This window comes from Actinobacillus pleuropneumoniae, from assembly GCF_003290385.1.
In the GTDB taxonomy this organism is placed as follows: Bacteria; Pseudomonadota; Gammaproteobacteria; order Enterobacterales; family Pasteurellaceae; genus Actinobacillus; species Actinobacillus lignieresii.
In genome coordinates this window covers 1,975,887-1,995,026 of record NZ_CP030753.1, presented here as the reverse complement: position 1 = coordinate 1,995,026, position 19,140 = coordinate 1,975,887, and the positions used below count along the sequence as shown (strand labels likewise).

General features: G+C 41.5%; 21 protein-coding genes and 1 pseudogene. 7 read left to right on the top strand and 15 right to left on the bottom strand.

Translation table 11 applies throughout. The features are described from left to right. Positions 1-2 precede the first annotated feature (2 nt). The 7 genes from DRF63_RS09415 to secE all read right to left on the bottom strand — a co-directional run bounded on the left by DRF63_RS09415 (position 3) and on the right by secE (position 4,036). Positions 3-275 carry a helix-turn-helix domain-containing protein gene (locus tag DRF63_RS09415; RefSeq protein ID WP_005599215.1) on the bottom strand — a complete coding sequence of 91 codons (273 nt, stop codon included), beginning with the start codon at positions 273-275 and terminating at the stop codon, positions 3-5. A gap of 163 nt (positions 276-438) precedes the next feature. After that, entirely contained in the window at positions 439-807 is a 369-nt protein-coding gene (rplL, locus tag DRF63_RS09410) for a 50S ribosomal protein L7/L12 (protein ID WP_005599214.1), read from the bottom strand. Positions 808-867: 60 nt separating this feature from the next. Continuing rightward, complete coding sequence (gene rplJ, locus DRF63_RS09405) at positions 868-1,359, bottom strand: 50S ribosomal protein L10 (RefSeq protein ID WP_005619364.1); 492 nt, start codon at positions 1,357-1,359, stop codon at positions 868-870. A 288-nt stretch (positions 1,360-1,647) separates the two neighbouring features. Further along, positions 1,648-2,337, bottom strand: coding sequence for a 50S ribosomal protein L1 (gene rplA / locus DRF63_RS09400; protein WP_005599212.1), 690 nt, complete (start codon positions 2,335-2,337; stop codon positions 1,648-1,650). Positions 2,338-2,341: 4 nt separating this feature from the next. Continuing rightward, the gene (gene rplK, locus DRF63_RS09395) at positions 2,342-2,770 is read right to left on the bottom strand and encodes a 50S ribosomal protein L11 (RefSeq protein WP_005599211.1); all 429 of its coding nucleotides are present in this window, start codon (positions 2,768-2,770) and stop codon (positions 2,342-2,344) included. 287 nt (positions 2,771-3,057) lie between these two features. Then, positions 3,058-3,621, bottom strand: a complete 564-nt coding sequence (gene nusG, locus DRF63_RS09390; RefSeq protein ID WP_005599210.1) for a transcription termination/antitermination protein NusG — start codon at positions 3,619-3,621, stop codon at positions 3,058-3,060. Between the two features lies 1 nt (position 3,622). Next, positions 3,623-4,036, bottom strand: coding sequence for a preprotein translocase subunit SecE (secE, locus tag DRF63_RS09385; protein ID WP_005599209.1), 414 nt, complete (start codon positions 4,034-4,036; stop codon positions 3,623-3,625). Between the two features lie 302 nt (positions 4,037-4,338). Between secE and DRF63_RS09380 the strand changes: the two genes are divergently transcribed. The 3 genes from DRF63_RS09380 to DRF63_RS09370 all read left to right on the top strand — a co-directional run bounded on the left by DRF63_RS09380 (position 4,339) and on the right by DRF63_RS09370 (position 8,203). Beyond that, positions 4,339-4,611: a PTS sugar transporter subunit IIB gene (locus DRF63_RS09380; RefSeq protein ID WP_005599206.1), complete on the top strand. Its 273-nt coding sequence runs from the start codon at positions 4,339-4,341 to the stop codon at positions 4,609-4,611. 8 nt (positions 4,612-4,619) lie between these two features. Next, entirely contained in the window at positions 4,620-5,975 is a 1,356-nt protein-coding gene (locus tag DRF63_RS09375; RefSeq protein WP_005599204.1) for a PTS ascorbate transporter subunit IIC, read from the top strand. Between the two features lie 221 nt (positions 5,976-6,196). After that, positions 6,197-8,203: an OPT family oligopeptide transporter gene (locus DRF63_RS09370; RefSeq protein WP_043991915.1), complete on the top strand. Its 2,007-nt coding sequence runs from the start codon at positions 6,197-6,199 to the stop codon at positions 8,201-8,203. 43 nt (positions 8,204-8,246) lie between these two features. On the opposite strand, the gene dprA is transcribed toward DRF63_RS09370, so the two are convergent. Further along, a complete protein-coding gene (gene dprA, locus DRF63_RS09365) occupies positions 8,247-9,401 on the bottom strand; it encodes a DNA-processing protein DprA (RefSeq protein ID WP_005599199.1) in 1,155 nt (384 codons plus the stop codon). Between the two features lie 185 nt (positions 9,402-9,586). Here dprA and def point away from each other — a divergent pair, with 185 nt between their 5' ends. Continuing rightward, positions 9,587-10,099, top strand: a complete 513-nt coding sequence (gene def / locus DRF63_RS09360) for a peptide deformylase (protein WP_005599196.1) — start codon at positions 9,587-9,589, stop codon at positions 10,097-10,099. 139 nt (positions 10,100-10,238) lie between these two features. Beyond that, positions 10,239-11,165, top strand: coding sequence for an ADP-glyceromanno-heptose 6-epimerase (rfaD, locus tag DRF63_RS09355; RefSeq protein ID WP_005599195.1), 927 nt, complete (start codon positions 10,239-10,241; stop codon positions 11,163-11,165). A gap of 63 nt (positions 11,166-11,228) precedes the next feature. On the opposite strand, the gene DRF63_RS09350 is transcribed toward rfaD, so the two are convergent. Continuing rightward, positions 11,229-12,449, bottom strand: a complete 1,221-nt coding sequence (locus DRF63_RS09350) for a surface lipoprotein assembly modifier (protein ID WP_430795176.1) — start codon at positions 12,447-12,449, stop codon at positions 11,229-11,231. A gap of 329 nt (positions 12,450-12,778) precedes the next feature. Further along, entirely contained in the window at positions 12,779-13,213 is a 435-nt protein-coding gene (locus tag DRF63_RS09345) for a factor H binding protein domain-containing protein (protein WP_005599190.1), read from the bottom strand. A 33-nt stretch (positions 13,214-13,246) separates the two neighbouring features. Between DRF63_RS09345 and DRF63_RS09340 the strand changes: the two genes are divergently transcribed. Continuing rightward, positions 13,247-13,435 (top strand): hypothetical protein, encoded by a 189-nt coding sequence (locus DRF63_RS09340; protein WP_005599189.1) that lies wholly within the window; start codon positions 13,247-13,249, stop codon positions 13,433-13,435. A gap of 123 nt (positions 13,436-13,558) precedes the next feature. On the opposite strand, the pseudogene DRF63_RS09335 reads toward DRF63_RS09340, so the two are convergent. Beyond that, positions 13,559-14,298, bottom strand: a pseudogene (locus tag DRF63_RS09335) (hypothetical protein). A 327-nt stretch (positions 14,299-14,625) separates the two neighbouring features. Between DRF63_RS09335 and DRF63_RS09330 the strand changes: the two are divergent. Then, a complete protein-coding gene (locus DRF63_RS09330) occupies positions 14,626-15,255 on the top strand; it encodes a BamJ family beta-barrel-assembly machinery protein (protein WP_005599185.1) in 630 nt (209 codons plus the stop codon). 151 nt (positions 15,256-15,406) lie between these two features. On the opposite strand, the gene araD is transcribed toward DRF63_RS09330, so the two are convergent. The 4 genes from araD to ulaG form a co-directional block, all read right to left on the bottom strand. Further along, positions 15,407-16,120 carry an L-ribulose-5-phosphate 4-epimerase gene (araD, locus tag DRF63_RS09325; protein ID WP_005599183.1) on the bottom strand — a complete coding sequence of 238 codons (714 nt, stop codon included), beginning with the start codon at positions 16,118-16,120 and terminating at the stop codon, positions 15,407-15,409. Continuing rightward, a complete protein-coding gene (locus tag DRF63_RS09320) occupies positions 16,114-16,974 on the bottom strand; it encodes an L-ribulose-5-phosphate 3-epimerase (protein WP_043991913.1) in 861 nt (286 codons plus the stop codon). The genes araD and DRF63_RS09320 overlap by 7 nt, the downstream gene beginning before the upstream one ends. 85 nt (positions 16,975-17,059) lie before the next feature. Continuing rightward, positions 17,060-17,806 carry an HTH-type transcriptional regulator UlaR gene (ulaR, locus tag DRF63_RS09315; protein WP_005619347.1) on the bottom strand — a complete coding sequence of 249 codons (747 nt, stop codon included), beginning with the start codon at positions 17,804-17,806 and terminating at the stop codon, positions 17,060-17,062. 101 nt (positions 17,807-17,907) lie between these two features. Next, positions 17,908-18,999, bottom strand: a complete 1,092-nt coding sequence (gene ulaG / locus DRF63_RS09310) for an L-ascorbate 6-phosphate lactonase (RefSeq protein ID WP_005599176.1) — start codon at positions 18,997-18,999, stop codon at positions 17,908-17,910. Between the last annotated feature and the right edge of the window lie 141 nt (positions 19,000-19,140).

Below are 19,140 nucleotides of genomic sequence, written 5' to 3'. Positions count from 1 at the left end.
TTTTAACCACGTAATACCTCCGCTATTGTTCTGGGTAACTGAGGATACTCTTTAGTTAATTCGACCAACCGATCCATTTTATCTAATACTAACCATAATGCTAAAAATTGGCGTAACGAGATTTGGTAAGTTGTTTCAAAATGGCGAATAGTTGCTTCTGGTACTGCTGATCTCTCTGCGAGTTTTTTACGAGATAATTTTGCTTGCTTACGTTTCTTTTTAAGATGTTCCGCAAGTAACTTTTGCGTATCTACATCATCATAAAGTGATAACATTTTATCAAAAACAAACCTTTTAAATTAAAAATTGATAAAATAATATCAAATTATTACTTACTTATCAATTTAAGTACTTAAACATATCTCTAAAATGCAAAAACCCCGATGTTTCCATCGGGGTTTTGTTGAACTTGAAGTTCCGGAAAAGTTAAATCAAAAATTATTTGATTTCTACTTTCGCGCCAGCTTCTTCTAATTCTTTTTTAAGTGCTTCAGCTTCTGGTTTAGAGATGCCTTCTTTTAATGCTGCAGGTGCAGATTCAACTAAGTCTTTAGCTTCTTTTAAACCTAAACCTGTTGCACCACGTACTGCTTTGATTACAGCAACTTTGTTTGCACCTGCTTCAGCAAGAATTACGTCGAATTCAGTTTTCTCTTCTGCTGCCGCTGCGCCTGCTGCTGGAGCTGCCGCTACTGCTGCCGCTGCTGAAACACCGAATTTTTCTTCCATCGCTGCGATTAATTCAACGATTTCTGATACTGATTTTGAAGCGATCGCTTCGATTAATTGTTCGTTAGTTAATGACATGACAATCAATTCCTAAAGTAAATAAGTTGTTAAACGAGTTAAGAAGTTTTCTGCTAAAAATTATGCAGCTTCTTGTAATTTGTCGCGTAATGCCGCAAGAGTGCGAACAAGTTTGCCTGCCGCAGCTTCTTTCATTGTGCCCATTAAACGTGCAATTGCTTCTTCGTAAGTTGGTAATGTAGCTAAGAATTCTACATCTTGTACTTTACCTTCAAAGGCTGCACCTTTAAGTTCAAACTCTTTGTTCGCTTTCGCAAATTCAGTGAACAAACGCGCTGCTGCGCCCGGGTGTTCGTGAGAGAATGCGATAAGAGTCGGACCGGTAAACGTATCTGTTAAGCACTCGAACTCTGTGCCTTCAACCGCACGACGTAATAAAGTATTACGTACGACGCGCATTGTTACACCAGCTTCACGAGCAGATTTACGTAACTCAGTCATTTTCTCAACTGTTACGCCGCGAGAATCCGCAACAACAGCTGAAAGGGCACCTTTGGCAGCTTCGTTTACTTCAGCAACAATCGCTTGTTTGTCTTGAAGATTTAATGCCATTGGTTTTAGCTCCTGATACACTCCACCGAAGTGGAATTTACAAAAAACCTCAAAAAACTCACCGCTTGCATCGCAAGTAGCAATCTTCTGAGCCTAAGGTGTCCAGAAGCAGAAAATTCTGTCTGTTCACCATCTACGTAGGTTTTTATTAAGAATAAGAAAACTTATTCACCTACGGTCTTGGACGGGGCTTAGATAGGCTAAGCACCATCAGCTTGCTCTCGCAAGTTAAGGTCGCAAATTATACAATAATCCACGACCTTGTAAAGTTTTAACTTCGATTAGAAATTAAAGTGATGCTTGATCAACAGCAACACCAGCACCCATCGTTGTAGAGATGCTCACTTTCTTGATGAAGATACCTTTAGCTGTTGTTGGTTTAGCTTTGTTTAACGCCGCTAATAACGCAACTAAGTTATCTTTTAATTGTTCAGGTGCGAAGTCTGCTTTACCGATCGTTGTATGGATAATACCATTTTTGTCGTTACGGTAACGGATCTGACCTGATTTAGCATTTTTAACTGCTTCAGCAACGTTTGGTGTTACAGTACCAACTTTTGGGTTTGGCATTAAGCCGCGTGGACCTAATACTTGACCTAATTGACCTACAACACGCATTGCATCCGGAGAAGCGATAACAACGTCAAAGTTCATTTCGCCTTTCTTGATTTGCTCTGCTAAATCTTCCATACCTACTAAATCAGCGCCTGCTGCTTTAGCTGCTTCTGCGTTCGCGCCTTGTGTGAATACTGCTACGCGAGCCGTACGACCTGTACCGTGTGGTAATACTGTTGCACCACGTACGTTTTGGTCTGATTTACGAGGGTCGATACCTAAGTTCACCGCTACGTCTACGCTTTCAACGAATTTAGCTGTTGCGAATTGTTTTAAAACTGCGATCGCTTCGTTGATTTCGTAAGCTTTAGTAGAATCTACGCCAGCTTTAATTGCTTTCATTTTTTTAGTCAATTTAGCCATTGTATTATTCCTCTACGATTAAGCCCATTGAGCGAGCTGTACCAGCGATTGATTTCATTTTAGTTTCGATAGTAGCACCAGTCATATCTGCCGCTTTAGTTTCAGCGATTTGACGTAATTGCTCTTGAGTTACCGTACCCACTTTATCTTTGTTCGGTTTACCTGAACCAGATTTGATACCTACAGCTTTTTTAAGTAATACTGCTGCCGGCGGAGTTTTAGTTACGAAAGTGAATGAACGGTCTGCGTAAACTGTGATAACAACAGGAATCGGTAAACCTTTTTCTAAGCTCTCGGTACGAGCGTTGAATGCTTTACAGAATTCCATGATATTAACACCTTGCTGACCTAATGCAGGACCAACCGGTGGTGAAGGGTTAGCCATACCAGCTGCAACTTGCAACTTAACGTATGCTTGGACTTTTTTTGCCATTTTTAAGTTTCCTCTAAGTGGGTAATAACGCCGAAAATCGGCTCCCCTGTTACACAAAAAAACGAGTTAGCAAGCCAACTCGTATAGGGCGGTTATTCTAAACAACTTGCGATCATTTTTCAAGCAAAACTATTTGAATAATGAAATTTAAGTGCCCGAATATTAAATCGCCGATAAAAAACACTTTGTGGAATAAGAAAAGCGGTTATTTTTAAACTTATTTTTGCAAATATTCTTTGAAAATAAACCGCTTAATTTCAATCTTATTTTATAAAATCACAAAGCCATTACGATTGTTTTTCTACTTGACCGAATTCCAGTTCAACCGGTGTCGCACGTCCGAAAATAGATACGGATACTTTTAAGCGACCTTTTTCGTAATCCACTTCTTCCACCGTACCGGTAAAGTCTGCGAACGGACCTTCGGTAACACGTACGTTTTCGCCCGGCTGGAATTCTTTTCTGTGACGCGGTTTTTCCGCCGTTTCTTGAACGCGGTTTAAAATACGATCCGCTTCACGTTTAGAAATCGGTGCCGGTTTATCCGCTGTGCCGCCGATAAAGCCCATTACACGAGGCACGCTTTTCACTAAATGCCAAGTATCGTCATTCATTTCCATTTGTACCAATACGTAACCAGGGAAGAATTTACGCTCGGTACGACGACGGCGACCGCCGACGCTTTCAACAACTTCTTCGGTCGGTACTAATACTTCACCAAATTGATCTTCCATTTGGTGTAATTTGATATATTCACGCAATGTTACCGCAACACGGTTTTCAAAACCTGAAAACGCTTGTAATACATACCAACGCATTTTTGTTGCTTCTGTATTTTCTACTTCGCTCATTTTAGAACCTTAAATTTGTTAAAAACGTAACCAATGTAACGATAATAGAGTCGATACCCCATAAGACTAATGACACAACCACACACATTGCGAGCACGATTAATGTTGTTTGAGTCGCTTCAGGGCGAGTCGGCCAAATAATTTTTCTAAGCTCCGTGCGAGATTCTTTAATAAAGCCAATCGCTGTTTGACCCTGGTTAGTCATTGTCGCAAGCACTACCGCACCAACCACTAACACGACAAGCAATAATACGCGTACCACGAGCGAAAAACTCGAGGCGAAATATGCATTACCAATCGCCGCCACAGCAAGTAATAAGATAGCCAAACACCATAATACGCTGTTTACGCCCTTACTTTTCACGCCCTTTTCTTCGACTTGTTCGGGGGTTTTCTTTTTAATCTCAGTAGCCATATAAAACCTAAAATTTTGTAAAAAAAGAACAATTATTTCTAAAAGCGTTGGATTCTAACATTTTTCATTTCACTTGCCACGATCTTTTATGAAAAATTATCCGTTTTTTCTTTAAAAGTGACATTTATCCTCAAAAATAAAAGCCGAACCATCGCCGATAAAATCCCCTTTACATAAGAAATGTTAGCCAGTTCACATTTTTCGTTTTTGCTCATTGCGGTCGATAATCGTTCTATTTTATAGTCAATCCAACTTCGAAATTCTCCGAAGTCATTATCTATTTTGCTTAAACGGAGGCGTATATGAAAATTATGGCGGTTTGTGGTCACGGTATCGGTAGTAGCTTTATGATGGAAATGAATATCAAAAAGGCATTAGCCAAAATAGGGGTTGATGCGGAAGTCGGTCATACCGATTTAGCCTCCGTTACGCCTACCGACGCGGATGTGTTTGTCATGGCGAAAGATATCGCCGGCAGCTGCACCATCGATCCGGACAAAATTATTGTCGTGAAAAATATTATCAGCGTGGGCGAATTTGAAGAAAAATTGACCGCTTATTTTAATCGTGCGTGAGGTGGGTTATGGATTCAATTCTCTTTTTTATTCTGGATATTCTCAAAGTACCGTCTGTTTTAGTCGGTTTAATTGCATTCGCCGGATTGGTCGCCCAGAAAAAAGCATTCCCCGATATTATCAAGGGTACGATTAAAACCATTCTCGGCTTCTTGGTACTCAGCGGCGGCGCAACCGTGTTGCTCAGTTCTTTAACCCCGTTGGGCGGTATGTTCGAACATGCGTTTAACGTACAAGGTATTATTCCGAATAACGAAGCGATCGTATCAATGGCGATTGAGAAATACGGTACCGCTACCGCACTGATTATGGCGTTCGGTATGGTTGCCAATATTATCGTTGCACGCTTTACCCGTTTAAAATTCATCTTTTTAACCGGTCACCATACCTTTTATATGGCGTGTATGATCGGCGTAATTCTTACCGTAGCCGGTTTTGAAGGGGTGCAATTGGTATTTGTCGGTTCATTAACTTTAGGTTTAATCATGGCGTTCTTCCCGGCAATTGCGCATCGTTATATGCGTAAAATCACCGATAGCAATGATGTCGGCTTCGGTCACTTCGGTACATTAGGTTACGTATTATCCGGCGCAATCGGACAAGCGGTCGGAAAAGGCTCAAAATCTACCGAAGAAATGGATTTACCGAAAAACCTCAGTTTCTTGCGTGACAGTTCGATTTCAATCTCGCTCACGATGATGGTGATCTACTACGTATTAGCGATTGCCTCCGGTAGCGAATACGTTTCAACCCTCAGTGGCGGACAACACTATTTGGTTTACGCGACGATTCAAGCGATTACCTTCGCTGCCGGCGTGTATGTCATTCTACAAGGGGTGCGTTTAATTTTAGCGGAAATCGTACCGGCGTTTACCGGCTTCTCTGAAAAACTGGTACCGGATGCAAAACCGGCGTTGGACTGCCCGATTGTTTTCCCTTATGCACCGAATGCGGTATTAATCGGTTTCTTAGCCAGCTTTGCCGGCGGAGTCATCAGTTTAGCCGTATTAGGTCAATTAAATTGGGTATTGATTTTACCGGGCGTGGTGCCGCACTTCTTCTGCGGTGCAACCGCAGGCGTATTCGGTAATGCCACCGGCGGTCGTCGCGGTGCGATTATCGGTGCATTTGCGCACGGCGTATTAATCACCTTCCTACCGGTATTCTTATTGCCTGTTCTCGGTTCGTTAGGCTTTGCCAACACCACTTTCTCTGATGCTGACTTCGGTGGCGTAGGTATCGTCTTGGGTTATATGGCTCAAGTGTTCAATAAAGACGTGATTACTGCGATTATCGTCGGATTATTTGCGCTGTTAGTCGCTTACAACTATTTAGCGAAAAAACCGGCGGTAGAAACCGAATAACAAGCGGTTAAATTTTCATAAAAATTTGCAAAACCTGCATTTTAATGCAACTAGACATACTCTCACTTAAAGCCGATTTGAATAAAATCGGCTTTATTTTTTGTTCCATATCATCTTTTTATGTAAAGATTCGATTAAATACACACAAAACAAGCCGAATAATTATGTAAACCCGCCGATTTCTTATAAGATGTTGCTTTATTTTATTTTTTGGAGGAACGATGAATAATCCTACCGCTCTACGGGAGCTTACCCTAAGGGGAATGATTCTAGGGGCATTGATCACAGTGGTATTTACCGCCTCAAATGTTTATTTAGGTCTAAAAGTCGGGATGACCTTTGCTTCATCCATTCCGGCAGCCGTTATTTCCATGGCGGTATTAAAAATGTTTCAAGGCTCAAACATTCTTGAAAACAATATGGTACAGACCCAAGCCTCATCGGCAGGGACGCTTTCTTCGGTTATTTTTGTGATTCCAGCATTATTAATGATGGGCTACTGGCAATCATTTCCTTTCTGGCAAACCTTACTTATCTGTATTTCCGGCGGGATTTTAGGGGTTATCTTTACCGTGCCGTTACGAAACGTAATGGTGGTAAAAAGCGACTTACCTTATCCGGAAGGCGTTGCGGCGGCAGAAATTTTAAAAGCCGGCGATGAAAGCGATAACAAAGACAGCGGTATTAAAGAAATCGTTTCCGGCGGTCTGTTAGCCGCATCGGTCAGCTTCTTGACCAACGGGTTACGCGTGGTTGCGGACGGCGCAAGTTACTGGTTTAAAGGCGGCAATGCGATCTTCCAAGTACCGATGGGCTTCTCTTTCGCATTACTCGGCGCCGGCTATTTAGTCGGCATGATGGGCGGTATCGCGATGTTAGTCGGTACTCTCTTCACTTGGGGTGTCGCCGTACCTTATTTCACCGCGACCACGCCGATGCCTGCCGATGCGGATATGGTAAGTTTCGCTACCGGTCTATGGAAAAGCAACGTTCGCTTTATCGGGGTAGGGACGATTGCGATTGCGGCGATTTGGACGCTATTAGTGTTATTTAAACCGATGGTGCAAGGTATGTCGCAAGCGTTCCGTGCGTTAAAAGATCCGTCCATGCAAAGTCTTGAGCGTACCGCACAAGACCTTTCGCCGAAAACGATGATTTATACGGTGTTAGCGAGTATCGCATTGATTATCGTGGCGTTAGTCAGCTTCTTACAACCGGTCGGTTTATCTATGGAATTAGCTTTCTTATTGGTTGTAGTATGTACCATTCTTGCCGTTGTCGTCGGTTTCTTGGTTGCTGCGGCATCCGGTTATATGGCAGGTTTAGTTGGTTCGTCATCAAGCCCGATTTCAGGTATCGGTATTATCTCCATAGTGATTATTTCGGTGATTCTGATGATGGTCGGTAACGCCGCCGGCTTAATGGAAACAGCGGACGGACAACGTTTCCTTACGGCATTAACCATTTTCACCGCATCAATCGTATTCTGTGTTTCCACGATTTCAAACGATAACCTACAAGATTTAAAAACCGGTTATCTAGTGAAAGCAACACCATGGCGTCAGCAATTTGCGTTAATTATCGGCTGTATCGTCGGTGCGTTAGTTATCACACCGGTATTAGAAATTCTGTACCACGCATACGGTTTTGCCGGTGCAATGCCACGTGAGGGAATGGATGCGGCACAAGCACTTTCGGCACCGCAAGCTACCATTATGATGACTATTTCGAACGGTATTTTCTCAAATAGCCTTGAATGGACTTATATTTTAGTCGGTGTTGCTTTCGGTATTTGCTTAATTATCGTGGATACATTATTGAAAAAAGCCAGCGCAGGTCGCTTAGGTTTACCGACTTTAGCGGTCGGTATCGGTATTTACTTACCGCCGGTGGTAAACGTACCGTTAATTATCGGTGCAACGTTGTCTTGGTTAGTCAATCGTCATATCAAACGCTATGCTAAACGTAGCGGTAAAGATGTCGAAGCGACAAGCAAAAAAGCGGAACGCTACGGCACACTTTTCGCCGCCGGTTTAATCGTTGGAGAAAGCTTAGTCGGCGTACTGTTAGCCTTTGTGATTGCAGGTTCCGTTACTTCGGGCGGTTCTGACGCGCCGCTAGCGCTAAATCTCGAGAACTGGGGCGGTATGGCGGAATTACTCGGCTTAACACTGTTTGCAATCGGCTGTATTATTTTCGCACGTCGCGTACTGCAAGCGAAAAAATAAATTCCCCTATTGTGAATCAAACGGCATTTTCGGATGCCGTTTTTTATTGTCTGACATAACCGCCGCTTACCTGCTTAATCACACTTAATAATTCCAAACCCAGTAACTCGACTAACAGTGTTTCCACCTCCAATGAAGTCGCCTTAGCCAAATCGTCAATCGAAATCGGTTCAAGACTAATATGCGCCACAATTTGTTGCTGACAAGCGGTTAATTCCGGCAATTTTTTTGCAAGATGATTGACCTTATTCGGCACATCTGCTTTTGTAAAAAATTGTGCGTTTTCAACCGCTTGTGGCGGTTCAAACAGAGCCTGTTGCCAAGGCTGATCCGGCAGTTGATATTGAATTGCCTGTAAAATATCCTCTATCGTTTCGGTTAAAACCGCCCCTTCTTTGATCAGTTTATGACAGCCTTGTGCATACGGATTTTGTACCGAATTCGGTAATGCAAACACTTCTCGCCCTTGTTCCAACGCATAACGGGCGGTAATCAGCGAACCGCTATTTAATGTGGCTTCCACTACTAACGTACCGAGTGACAAACCGCTGATAATGCGATTACGACGAGGGAAATTTTCGGCAAGCGGCGGTTGATTCGGAAAAAATTCCGACACTAACGCCCCGCCGCTTTCGACAATTTGCTCCGCCAATTTTTTGTGCCTTGCCGGATAGACTTGATCTAAACCGCTGCCCAACACAGCAATCGTAATACCCTGTTCCGCTACCGCTCGCTGATGGCAAAAACCGTCTATGCCGATTGCAAGTCCGCTAGTAACCGCCAAATGATGTTTAACCAATTGCTCGCTAAAATAGCCCGCCCAGTATTCTCCGTAGGCGGAAAAGTCTCGACTACCGACAATCGCAATTTGCGGTAAGCTCAAACTACTTAGCGAACCTCGCACAAATAACACCGGCGGTGCGATGCTGATTTGCCGCAATAAAAACGGATATTCCTCATCAAATAAGCTCAATAAGTGTTGATTCGGCCGCTCCGCCCACGTGAGAGCATTATCAATCCAACGCATTTCCGGATTGAACCAGCGTTGAATCTGTTTCTCGTTCCAACCAATTTGTTGTAATTGGCGTTTGTCATATTGGCAAAATTGGGCAAAATCCACTTCGGATAACAGACGAGCAATGCGCTGCGCCCCCAGTTGCGGAATCTGCAATAATTTCAGTAAATCAGCCTGAGACATTAATAAGTTCCCCAAATTAATTATGGATTATTGAAAGGAAACATAGACAAACTGCGATTAAAAAGGTAATTTATTTAAACGTTCGTCTTATTTGGCTATGCTCTTTCACAAAATAGCTAATCATAAGAAAACGAGTTAATTAACCAATTTATAATTTTTTATTTTTCGATTGAGATCACAAAAAAATGTCAGTTTTAGAAGTTGTACTTTACCCGGATGAAGGGTTAGCAAAAGTGTGTGAGCCTGTCGCACAGGTGGACGATGAATTAAATCAGTTCATCGATGATATGTTTGACACTATGTACGAACACGAAGGTATCGGCCTTGCCGCACCGCAAGTGGGCGTATTAAAACGTGTTATTACCATTGATATTGAAGGCGATAAAACTAATCAAGTGGTACTGATTAACCCTGAGATTTTAGAATCATGCGGCGAAACCGGTATCGAAGAAGGTTGTTTATCGATCCCCGGTCATCGTGCGTTAGTGCCGCGTAAAGAAAAAGTGAAAGTCAAAGCGTTAAATCGCAAAGGCGAAGAAGTGATTTACGAAGCGGACGGTTTATTCGCCATCTGTATCCAACACGAAATCGACCACCTCAACGGTGTGCTGTTCGTGGATCACATCTCTGCACTTAAACGCCAACGCATTAAAGAAAAAATGCAAAAACTCAAAAAACAAATTGAGCGTGCGAAATAATCCTACCCATTAAGAAAAGCGAGCATTGTCTCGCTTTTTCTTTGTTTACTAGCAAGCGGTCTAATTTGCTGCAAAATTTGCAAATCCGCCTCAATCCGCCGATAATATCCCCGTTTTTAATTTCAAAAAGGAAAAAGCTATGATTATCGTAACAGGCGGCTTTGGTATGATCGGTAGTAATATCGTCAAAGCATTAAATGAAATCGGCAGAAAAGATATTCTTGTTGTAGATAACTTAAAAAACGGCGAAAAATTCGTAAATTTAGTAGATTTAGATATTGCGGATTATTGTGATAAAGAAGATTTTATCGCTTCGATCATTGCCGGCGATGATTTCGGCGAGATTGATGCGGTATTCCACGAAGGTGCTTGCTCAGCAACTACCGAATGGGACGGTAAATACTTAATGCACAATAACTACGAATATTCAAAAGAGTTATTACATTTCTGTTTAGATCACCAAATTCCGTTCTTCTACGCATCAAGTGCGGCAACTTACGGCGGTCGTTCGGATAACTTTATTGAAGAGCGTAAATTCGAACAGCCACTCAATGCTTACGGCTATTCAAAATTCCTATTTGACGAATATGTACGTCAAGTTTTACCGGAAGCGGATTCGCCGGTATGCGGTTTTAAATATTTCAACGTGTACGGCCCGCGTGAACAACACAAAGGCTCAATGGCAAGCGTAGCGTTCCACTTAAACAATCAAATGTTAAAAGGTGAAAACCCGAAATTATTCGAGGGATCAGAAACCTTCTTACGTGATTTCGTGTATGTGGAAGACGTAGCGAAAGTGAATATTTGGGCGTGGCAAAACGGTATTTCCGGCATTTATAACCTCGGTACCGGCAAAGCGGAATCATTCCAAGCGGTGGCACAAGCGGTGATCGACTTCCACGGCAAAGGCGAAATCGAAAAAATCCCATTCCCAGATCATTTAAAATCTCGCTACCAAACCTTCACCCAAGCGGATTTAACCAAACTCCGTGCGGCAGGCTATACAGGTACATTTAAAACCGTAGCCGAAGGTACGAAAGAATATATGGCGTGGTTAAATCGTTAATTCATTCCTAACAAGCGGTTGTTTTTTGCGGTTTTCTTACCAAAAACAACCGCTTGTAAACTACTAATTCTTTTCTACCGTCATAAACCATTCACTGCTCGAACGGCTATAAAAAGCGGCAATATTGCTGTCAATTTTACGATAACGATAATTTAATTTTGGCACAAAACCTTGCCATTGAATTTGGTTATGCCACAGGCTGGCATTTACGCTGTATTCGTCATCAATGCGTTTTTTCGGGAAATAAAAGTTATCCGCCAAGAAATGACGCTTTACATAACGCAAACTGACTCGGCTCACAACATCGCCATAACGCACTAGCGTACCGATATTAATTCCCTTACGAGTTGAGGTTTCTGCCTTATCTTTAGTGCGATCTTTGCTAAGTTCTACACCACCAAACATCACCCAATTCGGATTGGCAGTATAGCTTAATGAAGCGGATACCCCATTGATATAACCGTTATAACGCTGTGCAATATTTTCATCGGCATAACGTTTTTGTGTGTGGTTGAAATTGGTGGAAAACGTCCATTGGCGATTAAGCTGACGGCGGAACTCAGCATTTGCCCCGAAATTTTTGCTATAACGTGGAGAAGCAAGCCAGTTTTGTTCAAAGAACGGCAAAATGCCCCAAGATTGTAATGCAGAATGTTTACGATAACCAAAAGAACCGTATAACGATTTTTCGCTGTAATCTTGATTATCCCAATAATGTACACCACTAAATCGTCCTTCAAATGCTACAAAATGATTGCCGCTTAGATTTATTTCTCTACTTGCTCCCAAACCGTAACGAAAACCGTGGGCTTTTTGCGGTAAAGAATCTTCATTTTTTAAGAATCGTAAACCACCGATTTCAACTTCTCGTTTGCTGGAAGCATTATTCACATTATCGGTTTGTGTATATTGCAATTCTGCATCCGGTTGCCAATTTTGACGCTCTGCCATTGCTTGCAAATAACGTTCAACTAACGGTTGTAATTGTGGTTCAAGAGCATTTTTTGCTTGGTTTAATTGTTGTTCTGCCTCACGATATTGCTTATTTTCAAACAACATCACACCCAAATCAAAACGTGGATAAGCTAACTGCGGTTGGGTCTGTAAAATTTGTTGGTAAAGCTCGATCGCTCCGTCATAATCTTGCTCTGCTCGTAACATCGCCCCTTTCGCATAACGATATAAAATCGGATCAAAATTCGTCTGTTTTACATAACTGTCTAATGCGATTTTTAAGGCTTGCCACTGTTTAGTGACTAACAAGGTGGTAATGGTTTGATCCAAATTTACTTGCTTGATTGGGGTAAACATTGAGGTATTAGCGGTTAAATTTGGTGAATTTTTTACAAATTCTACCGGCTTTAGATGATCAGTCTTATCCTCAAAAAAAAGTGGTTTAGGCGTGGAAAGGGTTTCTGCTAACAGGGTTGAGGGTAGTGCAAAAAGAATAAAAGGTATTGATTTCATTAGGTTTTATCGGAAAGGTTTTTATTAGCGTAGGGACGCACCTTGTACGTCCGCAAGCGGTCTAATTTGTAAAAAATTTTGCAAATTCAACCGTCAAATACGGACACACGCCGTGTGTCCCTACCATTATATGAAATAGTTAAAAACTATTTTTTGATTTCACCACGTGTACCGCCAAAGCCGACATCAAATGAATCTTTACCTGAATTCATATCGTGTCTATCTGGAGAAAGCACTTTATCACTAATAGATTTAACTGGTGCCAAATAAGTGCTCTTTTCGCTATCCCAAGCACCATAAGGAGATTGGCTTAATGTTGCTCGCCCCGCAATTTCTTCTGCGTTTTTACCATAGAATCCTAATTGGTAATCTCCACTAGTATCTCTTACATTTTTCCATTCATCCGCACTAATTCTGCCTCTTGCTCGCATACCGCCAGAGGAAGCCGATTTATAAATTTCACCTTGATCAAGTGTTAAACGACCTATATGCTCTAACCCTTCAATACTTCCTTGTCCTGTTTTCTTAGCAAAATCTACATTATAAGTAAGTGTTCCTTGGCTGTGAGAATCAAATGCCACACCTGTATATGTCGCTTTTCCTTCAGTTGGAAATTGAAATTCTTTTGTTGCCAATCCAATAACTTTTTAACGGTAGGTAATAATAAGAGTAGCCAAGAAATTGAACGTTTACAACAGCTATTAGTTCACAAAGAAGAATTAATGGCGCAAAAAGATAAGCTAATCGAAAGCCTTGAGCGTGAACTGGCACTATTAAGAAAGCTGACAAGCGGTCAAAATTAGCGAATTCTCATATAAAGCCCCTACTTAGTTTTATAAGTAAGGGCTTTTCTATAATGATATAAGTATTGTTTTCTTCTTCTCTTTCAGCTTATTTGCCGGTCAGATTATATCCGTAGCGCAAGATTACTGTAACCCAAACGGATGATGCGCATCGACGATTTGGATATGACCAAGCTGATTCGGATTTAGTTCATACAGATAAAATTCATCATTATCTATTTTTAGTTCTTTCGACAAGATAAAGGTTTTGTTGTATTTGGCGAGCACATAATACATTTGGGCATTAATTTCGATCATATCGAAGCGTGTTTTGAAATGCGGACGTAAATAACCGACCATAAAGGCAAAGATCACGAAATACACATAAGTAAAGATCAGTACGTTACTTTTATGACTTTGGAAAAATTGAATTGCCGAATAAATATTGATATTGCTGATATGGCGATTAATCACGTTACGTAATGCGATAATAAATAAGAGTACCGCACAGAAATAAGAAATTACCGCTTGTTGATAAATTTTACCGTTAAGTAACGTACTGATAATCAAAATAGGTAAAGTGGCAAGCGCACATAAGATGGTGGCGCGAACAAGTTTGATACAGGACTCGCTTAGAAATGGTTTGGCTTTGGTTAATAACAATAAGCCGCGATTAAGTAAGTGGTACAAAGTACGGCTGTGACGTAAAACACGTAACCGAGGCTACGTGCGACATTTCCGGCTCCGACATCTACATACCATAAAGGAAACCCGTAGAAGCAAGCCTGTCCCCAGCCGTAAGAATAGGCGGCAGACCAACTAAGTACACCTAAAAAAGCCATAGAAAGGGAAGAAGATACAATTTTATTGATAACCCCAAGCATCTAATTCAGAACCTCAAATCTATCAAAAAAAGAGATTGCGGATTATATTTTAACTTTTCAAACAGCTCAATTGTTAATCAATCACTTAATTATACTTACAATCCACTCAAATACCGCTATCTTATTGTTTTAATGTAAAAACTTAGTCAATTAAGGTAAGTAGCATAAGCTCACTCACTCTTCCGTTTGATTATTTTTTATACACAAAAGACGAGACATTCACGTTTTCTATCTTAACGCTATTTTCTGAGCCGTTTAGGGTTGTATTCTTAAAATTCATCCCCATAAATGGAAACGTCTTTACACTATCATAAAAGGAAACAAAACATGGCATTAGATTTCAATGCGGTCGCTTTAGAAACAACGGAAGCAAAAGGCGGTTACGGAATCGGTTTACAAATCGGTCAGCAATTATTAAGTAGCGGTATGGAAGTGGATGCCGAAGCGGTTGCTCGCGGTATTAACGACGTATTAAATCAAAACCCGCCGGCGATTGATCTTAACGATGTGACCAAAGCGTTACAAGAGTTAGGCGCACGCGCGGAAGCAGCGCAGGCGGAAGCGTTTAAAGCGATTGAAGCGGATAACAAAGCGTTCTTAGAAGAAAACAAGAAAGCAAAAGGCGTTGTGGTGACAGAATCCGGTTTGCAATATGAAGTATTAACCGAAGGTACGGGTGCAAAACCGACGGCGGCAAGTTCCGTTCGTGTACACTATACCGGTTCTTTAATTGACGGTACGGTATTCGACAGCTCGGTAAAACGCGGTACTCCGGCGGAATTCCCGGTCGGCGGCGTGATCAAAGGCTGGACGGAAGCGTTACAATTGATGACGGTCGGTTCAAAATGGCGTTTAACCATTCCGCAAGAGTTAGCTTACGGCGAGCGTGGCGCAGGTGCATCAATTCCTCCATTTGCCACCTTAATTTTTGAAGTGGAATTATTAGATATTCTTTAATTCTGATTCAAACCATCTATCTAGCCTCCGTATTCGGAGGCTTTTTTATCGCCGGAAACAATATGCCGCTTAATAAGTTCGATAAAAAAGCGGTCGAATTTGCAAAAAATTCTGCAATTTTGACCGCTTGCACACACAACATTAAAAAGATTTATTGTCCGTAATAGGCGTTTGCACCGTGTTTGCGTAGGTAATGTTTATCAAGTAATTCTTGTTGCATTGAGCCGATATTAGGACTAATTTGGTGGCTAACGAAGTTCATATACGCTACTTCTTCCAGCACTACGGAATTATGTACCGCATCATGCGCATCTTTACCCCAAGTGAACGGCCCGTGCGAGTGAACTAATACACCCGGCACCATATCCGGATCAATACCGCGTTTACGGAAGGTTTCCACCACTACTTTACCGGTTTCCAATTCGTATTCGCCGGCGATTTCTTCCGGTGTCATTCGGCGTGTACAAGGTACCGAACCGTAGAAGTAGTCGCCTTGTGTTGTGCCTAAAGCAAGAATATCTTCACCGGCTTGCGCCCATGCGGTCGCGTGACGTGAGTGAGTATGCACCACACCGCCGATATTCGGGAATTGGCGGTAAAATTCTAAGTGGGTCGGAGTATCGGAAGACGGTTTTTTATCGCCGAATATGCGATTACCTTGTAAATCGACAAAGACAATGTCTTCCGGCTTCATCGTTGCATATTCCACACCGGAAGGTTTGATCGCTACATAACCGGTTTCACGGTCGATTTCACTCACGTTACCCCAAGTAAAGGTGACTAATTTATATTTTGGTAATTCAAGATTCGCTTTAAATACGCGATCACGCATCGCAAGTAATTTTGGAGATAATTCTGTTAGCATTGGAAACCACCCTCTTTCATTTTTTGTTCAATCCAACGGCGGGCATTAATAATTTCCGCAATCGGTTCTTCCGCTTTTTCCGTCCACATTTCAATTAAGAATGCACCGCGATAATTTAATTTTGCCAAGATCTCGAAGAAACCTTTGAAGTCCACACAACCGTCACCGAACGGTACGTCACGGAATTGTCCTTTGCAAGTTTCGGTAACTTTATAGGTATCTTTTAAATGAATTGCTGAGATTTTATCAATACCTAAGGCAAATTCCGCTTCAATATCATCATTCCAAGCCGAAACGTTGCCGATATCCGGATAAACGGTAAACCATGGCGACTTGATAATTTCGTCCCATTTTTTCCAACGTTTAATCGAACTCATAAACTTGGTATCCATAATCTCTACCGCAAGGGTCACTTGATTACTTGCCGCCAGTTCCGTCGCCCATTCTAAGCCTTGTTGGAAACGTTCAATCGTGCCTTCGTCTTGTTCTTCGTAATACACGTCATAACCGGCTAATTGAATGGTACGAAGGCCTAAATCCACCGCAAGTTGGATTGCCTTTTCCATGATTTCATAGGCTTTTTGACGAGTGGCTTCATCACGAGATCCGAACGGGAAGCGGCGATGACCGGATAAACACATTGACGGAATAGTCACGCCGGTATTGATGATCGCTTTGACTAATTCGATTCGTTGTTCTTTAGTCCAATCTAAGCGAGCTAAACGTTCATCCGTTTCATCTACGGACATTTCTACAAAATCAAAACCGCACGCTTTAGCAATCGAAAGTCTGTCTTGCCAAGAAATATTTTTAGGTAATGCTTTTTCGTAAATTCCCAACTTATGTTTTCTCATATTCATCCCCCGGTTTGAGTAATATTTTTAGTAAAAAAACAAAACTTTTTAACCGCTTGTTTATATATTCCGACATATCGTTAAGCTAGGCAAGAATGATTTCTACACCTTTATCTCTAATCGATTGAACAATGTTAGGATCGGCTTCTTTACCGGTAATTAACAAATCGACATTATTTATATCTCTAAATAACATACCGATTTCTTTACCGAGTTTGGTACTATCCAGCAAAACGACATATTTACTTGCTTTTGATGACATTTGCGCTTCGGAATTGGCAATGATCATATCGGTTTTAAATAAACCTTCCGGCGTAAATCCTTTACCGCTAGTAAACATAATATTCGCGGCATACATAAATTCATTCTGTTGGTTGAGCGAAAGCGTAACTTTTTTATTTTTATTATACTGCCCGCCCATAATCACAACGTCATCATGTTGTTGCTCAATCAGGTAATTGGCAAGCGGTAGGAAATTGGTAATAATTTGCAATTTTTGACCGCATAATGCCTGCCCTAATAATTGCATGGTCGAACCGCAGGTCAAGATAACGCTGTCCCCTTCTCGACAAAGTCTGCTCGCCGCCTCGGCGATACGACGTTTTTCATCGAAATTATTAATCGGTTTATCTTGCTCAATAGATTTTTGTACGTTGATCGCTTCCGCACCGTTACGTACTTTGCGCAATTTTTTCTGTTCGCTTAATTTATTAATATCGCGTCTCGCAGTCGCCGGCGACACGTTAAGTAAATGCATAATCTCTAGCGTTGAGAGCATTTGCTTTGCTTCCAACGCAGCTAATAGCTTTTTATGTCTAAAAATTTCGTTCATTACCATGTCCTTGCTTATATAAGTCATCCATTTTAAACCATGAACAATGAACTGAAAAATAAGCCACTCTTAAAATTCCGTTAAGAGTGGCTCGCCTTCAATTAAAGCATTGATTTAAATTGAATATTCGGCTCTTGCTCGAAGCAATCGTCAAAGCCGCGCGGGTGGTGATATTCAATTAAGTCTTTATCGCGCGGATAAACGTATTTGCCACCGACTTCCCAAATAAACGGATGGAATTTATATTGTAAGCGATCTTTACGCATACGCCATAGATCAATAATTTCTTGCGTACTTGCCATAAAGTTCGTCCAAATATCATGGTGTACCGGAATAATCACGTTGGTACGTAAACATTCCGCCATACGTAGTAAGTCGATAGAGGTCATTTTATCTGCGATACCGACCGGGTTTTCACCGTAGTTATTTAATGCCACGTCAATATCGAATTCTTTACCGTGTTTCGCAAATTGGATTGAGTAGTGAGAGTCTGCACCGTGGTAAATATTACCGCCCGGTGTTTTAAATACGTAATTTACCGCTTTACGTCCCATTTCTTCGTCAGACGGGCATAAACCTTTTAATTCTCCGCCTTGTTCTTCTGCCCCTTCAACCGGTAGAGTTACTAAACAAGTACGGTCAAACGAATCTAACGCATGAATTTCTACGTCTTTAATTTTTACTACGTCTCCTGGTTTTACTACGATGATACGATCTTCCGGCACGCCCCATTTTTTCCATAATTCGCCGCAGTGCCACGGACCGACGAATTTCACATGATTTAAATTAGGGTTGTTTACAATCGCCGCCGCCACATTCACATCAATATGGTCGCTATGATAATGGGAAGCGAGAATAAAATCGACTTCGTTAATCGCAAACGGATCCAATACCATCGGTTGGGCACGTAAGTTCGGTTGTAATTTGCGTACGCCCGCCATATTCGCCATTTGGTGACCGCGTACCATATCTTTTACTTTTTTAGTGGATTTACCACGGCTACACCATAAATCCATACAAATATTTGCACCGGCAGGCGTTTTAATCCACACACCGACACAACCCAGCCACCACATTGCAAAGTTACCCTCAGGCACAACTTCTTGCTCAATTTCTTCGTTTAGCCAAGTGCCCCATTCAGGGAAGGTAGAAAGAATCCAACTTTCACGTGTGATTTCATTAACTTTAGCCATAGTAAACTCCTAATTTTTGGAAGGAAGAGATGAATATTTTAATCAAGAGTAATCATAAGTAATCATTCAACGTTGGTAAAATGATTTTTGTGAAAAATGTGATCTACTTCTAATTTTTTCTAATGGAGTCTTCCGTTTTAG

What these genes read in the sequence shown, in the direction of transcription:
- DRF63_RS09370 (WP_043991915.1), top strand. Translation starts at nt 6,197, where the DNA reads ATGAATAATCCTACCGCTCTACGGGAGCTTACCCTAAGGGGAATGATT.
- dprA (WP_005599199.1), bottom strand. Translation starts at nt 9,401, where the DNA reads ATGTCTCAGGCTGATTTACTGAAATTATTGCAGATTCCGCAACTGGGG.
- DRF63_RS09380 (WP_005599206.1), top strand. Translation starts at nt 4,339, where the DNA reads ATGAAAATTATGGCGGTTTGTGGTCACGGTATCGGTAGTAGCTTTATG.
- DRF63_RS09375 (WP_005599204.1), top strand. Translation starts at nt 4,620, where the DNA reads ATGGATTCAATTCTCTTTTTTATTCTGGATATTCTCAAAGTACCGTCT.
- araD (WP_005599183.1), bottom strand. Translation starts at nt 16,120, where the DNA reads ATGCTAACAGAATTATCTCCAAAATTACTTGCGATGCGTGATCGCGTA.
- def (WP_005599196.1), top strand. Translation starts at nt 9,587, where the DNA reads ATGTCAGTTTTAGAAGTTGTACTTTACCCGGATGAAGGGTTAGCAAAA.
- rplJ (WP_005619364.1), bottom strand. Translation starts at nt 1,359, where the DNA reads ATGGCATTAAATCTTCAAGACAAACAAGCGATTGTTGCTGAAGTAAAC.
- nusG (WP_005599210.1), bottom strand. Translation starts at nt 3,621, where the DNA reads ATGAGCGAAGTAGAAAATACAGAAGCAACAAAAATGCGTTGGTATGTA.
- rplA (WP_005599212.1), bottom strand. Translation starts at nt 2,337, where the DNA reads ATGGCTAAATTGACTAAAAAAATGAAAGCAATTAAAGCTGGCGTAGAT.
- DRF63_RS09415 (WP_005599215.1), bottom strand. Translation starts at nt 275, where the DNA reads ATGTTATCACTTTATGATGATGTAGATACGCAAAAGTTACTTGCGGAA.
- rplK (WP_005599211.1), bottom strand. Translation starts at nt 2,770, where the DNA reads ATGGCAAAAAAAGTCCAAGCATACGTTAAGTTGCAAGTTGCAGCTGGT.
- rfaD (WP_005599195.1), top strand. Translation starts at nt 10,239, where the DNA reads ATGATTATCGTAACAGGCGGCTTTGGTATGATCGGTAGTAATATCGTC.
- DRF63_RS09330 (WP_005599185.1), top strand. Translation starts at nt 14,626, where the DNA reads ATGGCATTAGATTTCAATGCGGTCGCTTTAGAAACAACGGAAGCAAAA.
- rplL (WP_005599214.1), bottom strand. Translation starts at nt 807, where the DNA reads ATGTCATTAACTAACGAACAATTAATCGAAGCGATCGCTTCAAAATCA.
- ulaR (WP_005619347.1), bottom strand. Translation starts at nt 17,806, where the DNA reads ATGAACGAAATTTTTAGACATAAAAAGCTATTAGCTGCGTTGGAAGCA.
- secE (WP_005599209.1), bottom strand. Translation starts at nt 4,036, where the DNA reads ATGGCTACTGAGATTAAAAAGAAAACCCCCGAACAAGTCGAAGAAAAG.
- ulaG (WP_005599176.1), bottom strand. Translation starts at nt 18,999, where the DNA reads ATGGCTAAAGTTAATGAAATCACACGTGAAAGTTGGATTCTTTCTACC.
- DRF63_RS09320 (WP_043991913.1), bottom strand. Translation starts at nt 16,974, where the DNA reads ATGAGAAAACATAAGTTGGGAATTTACGAAAAAGCATTACCTAAAAAT.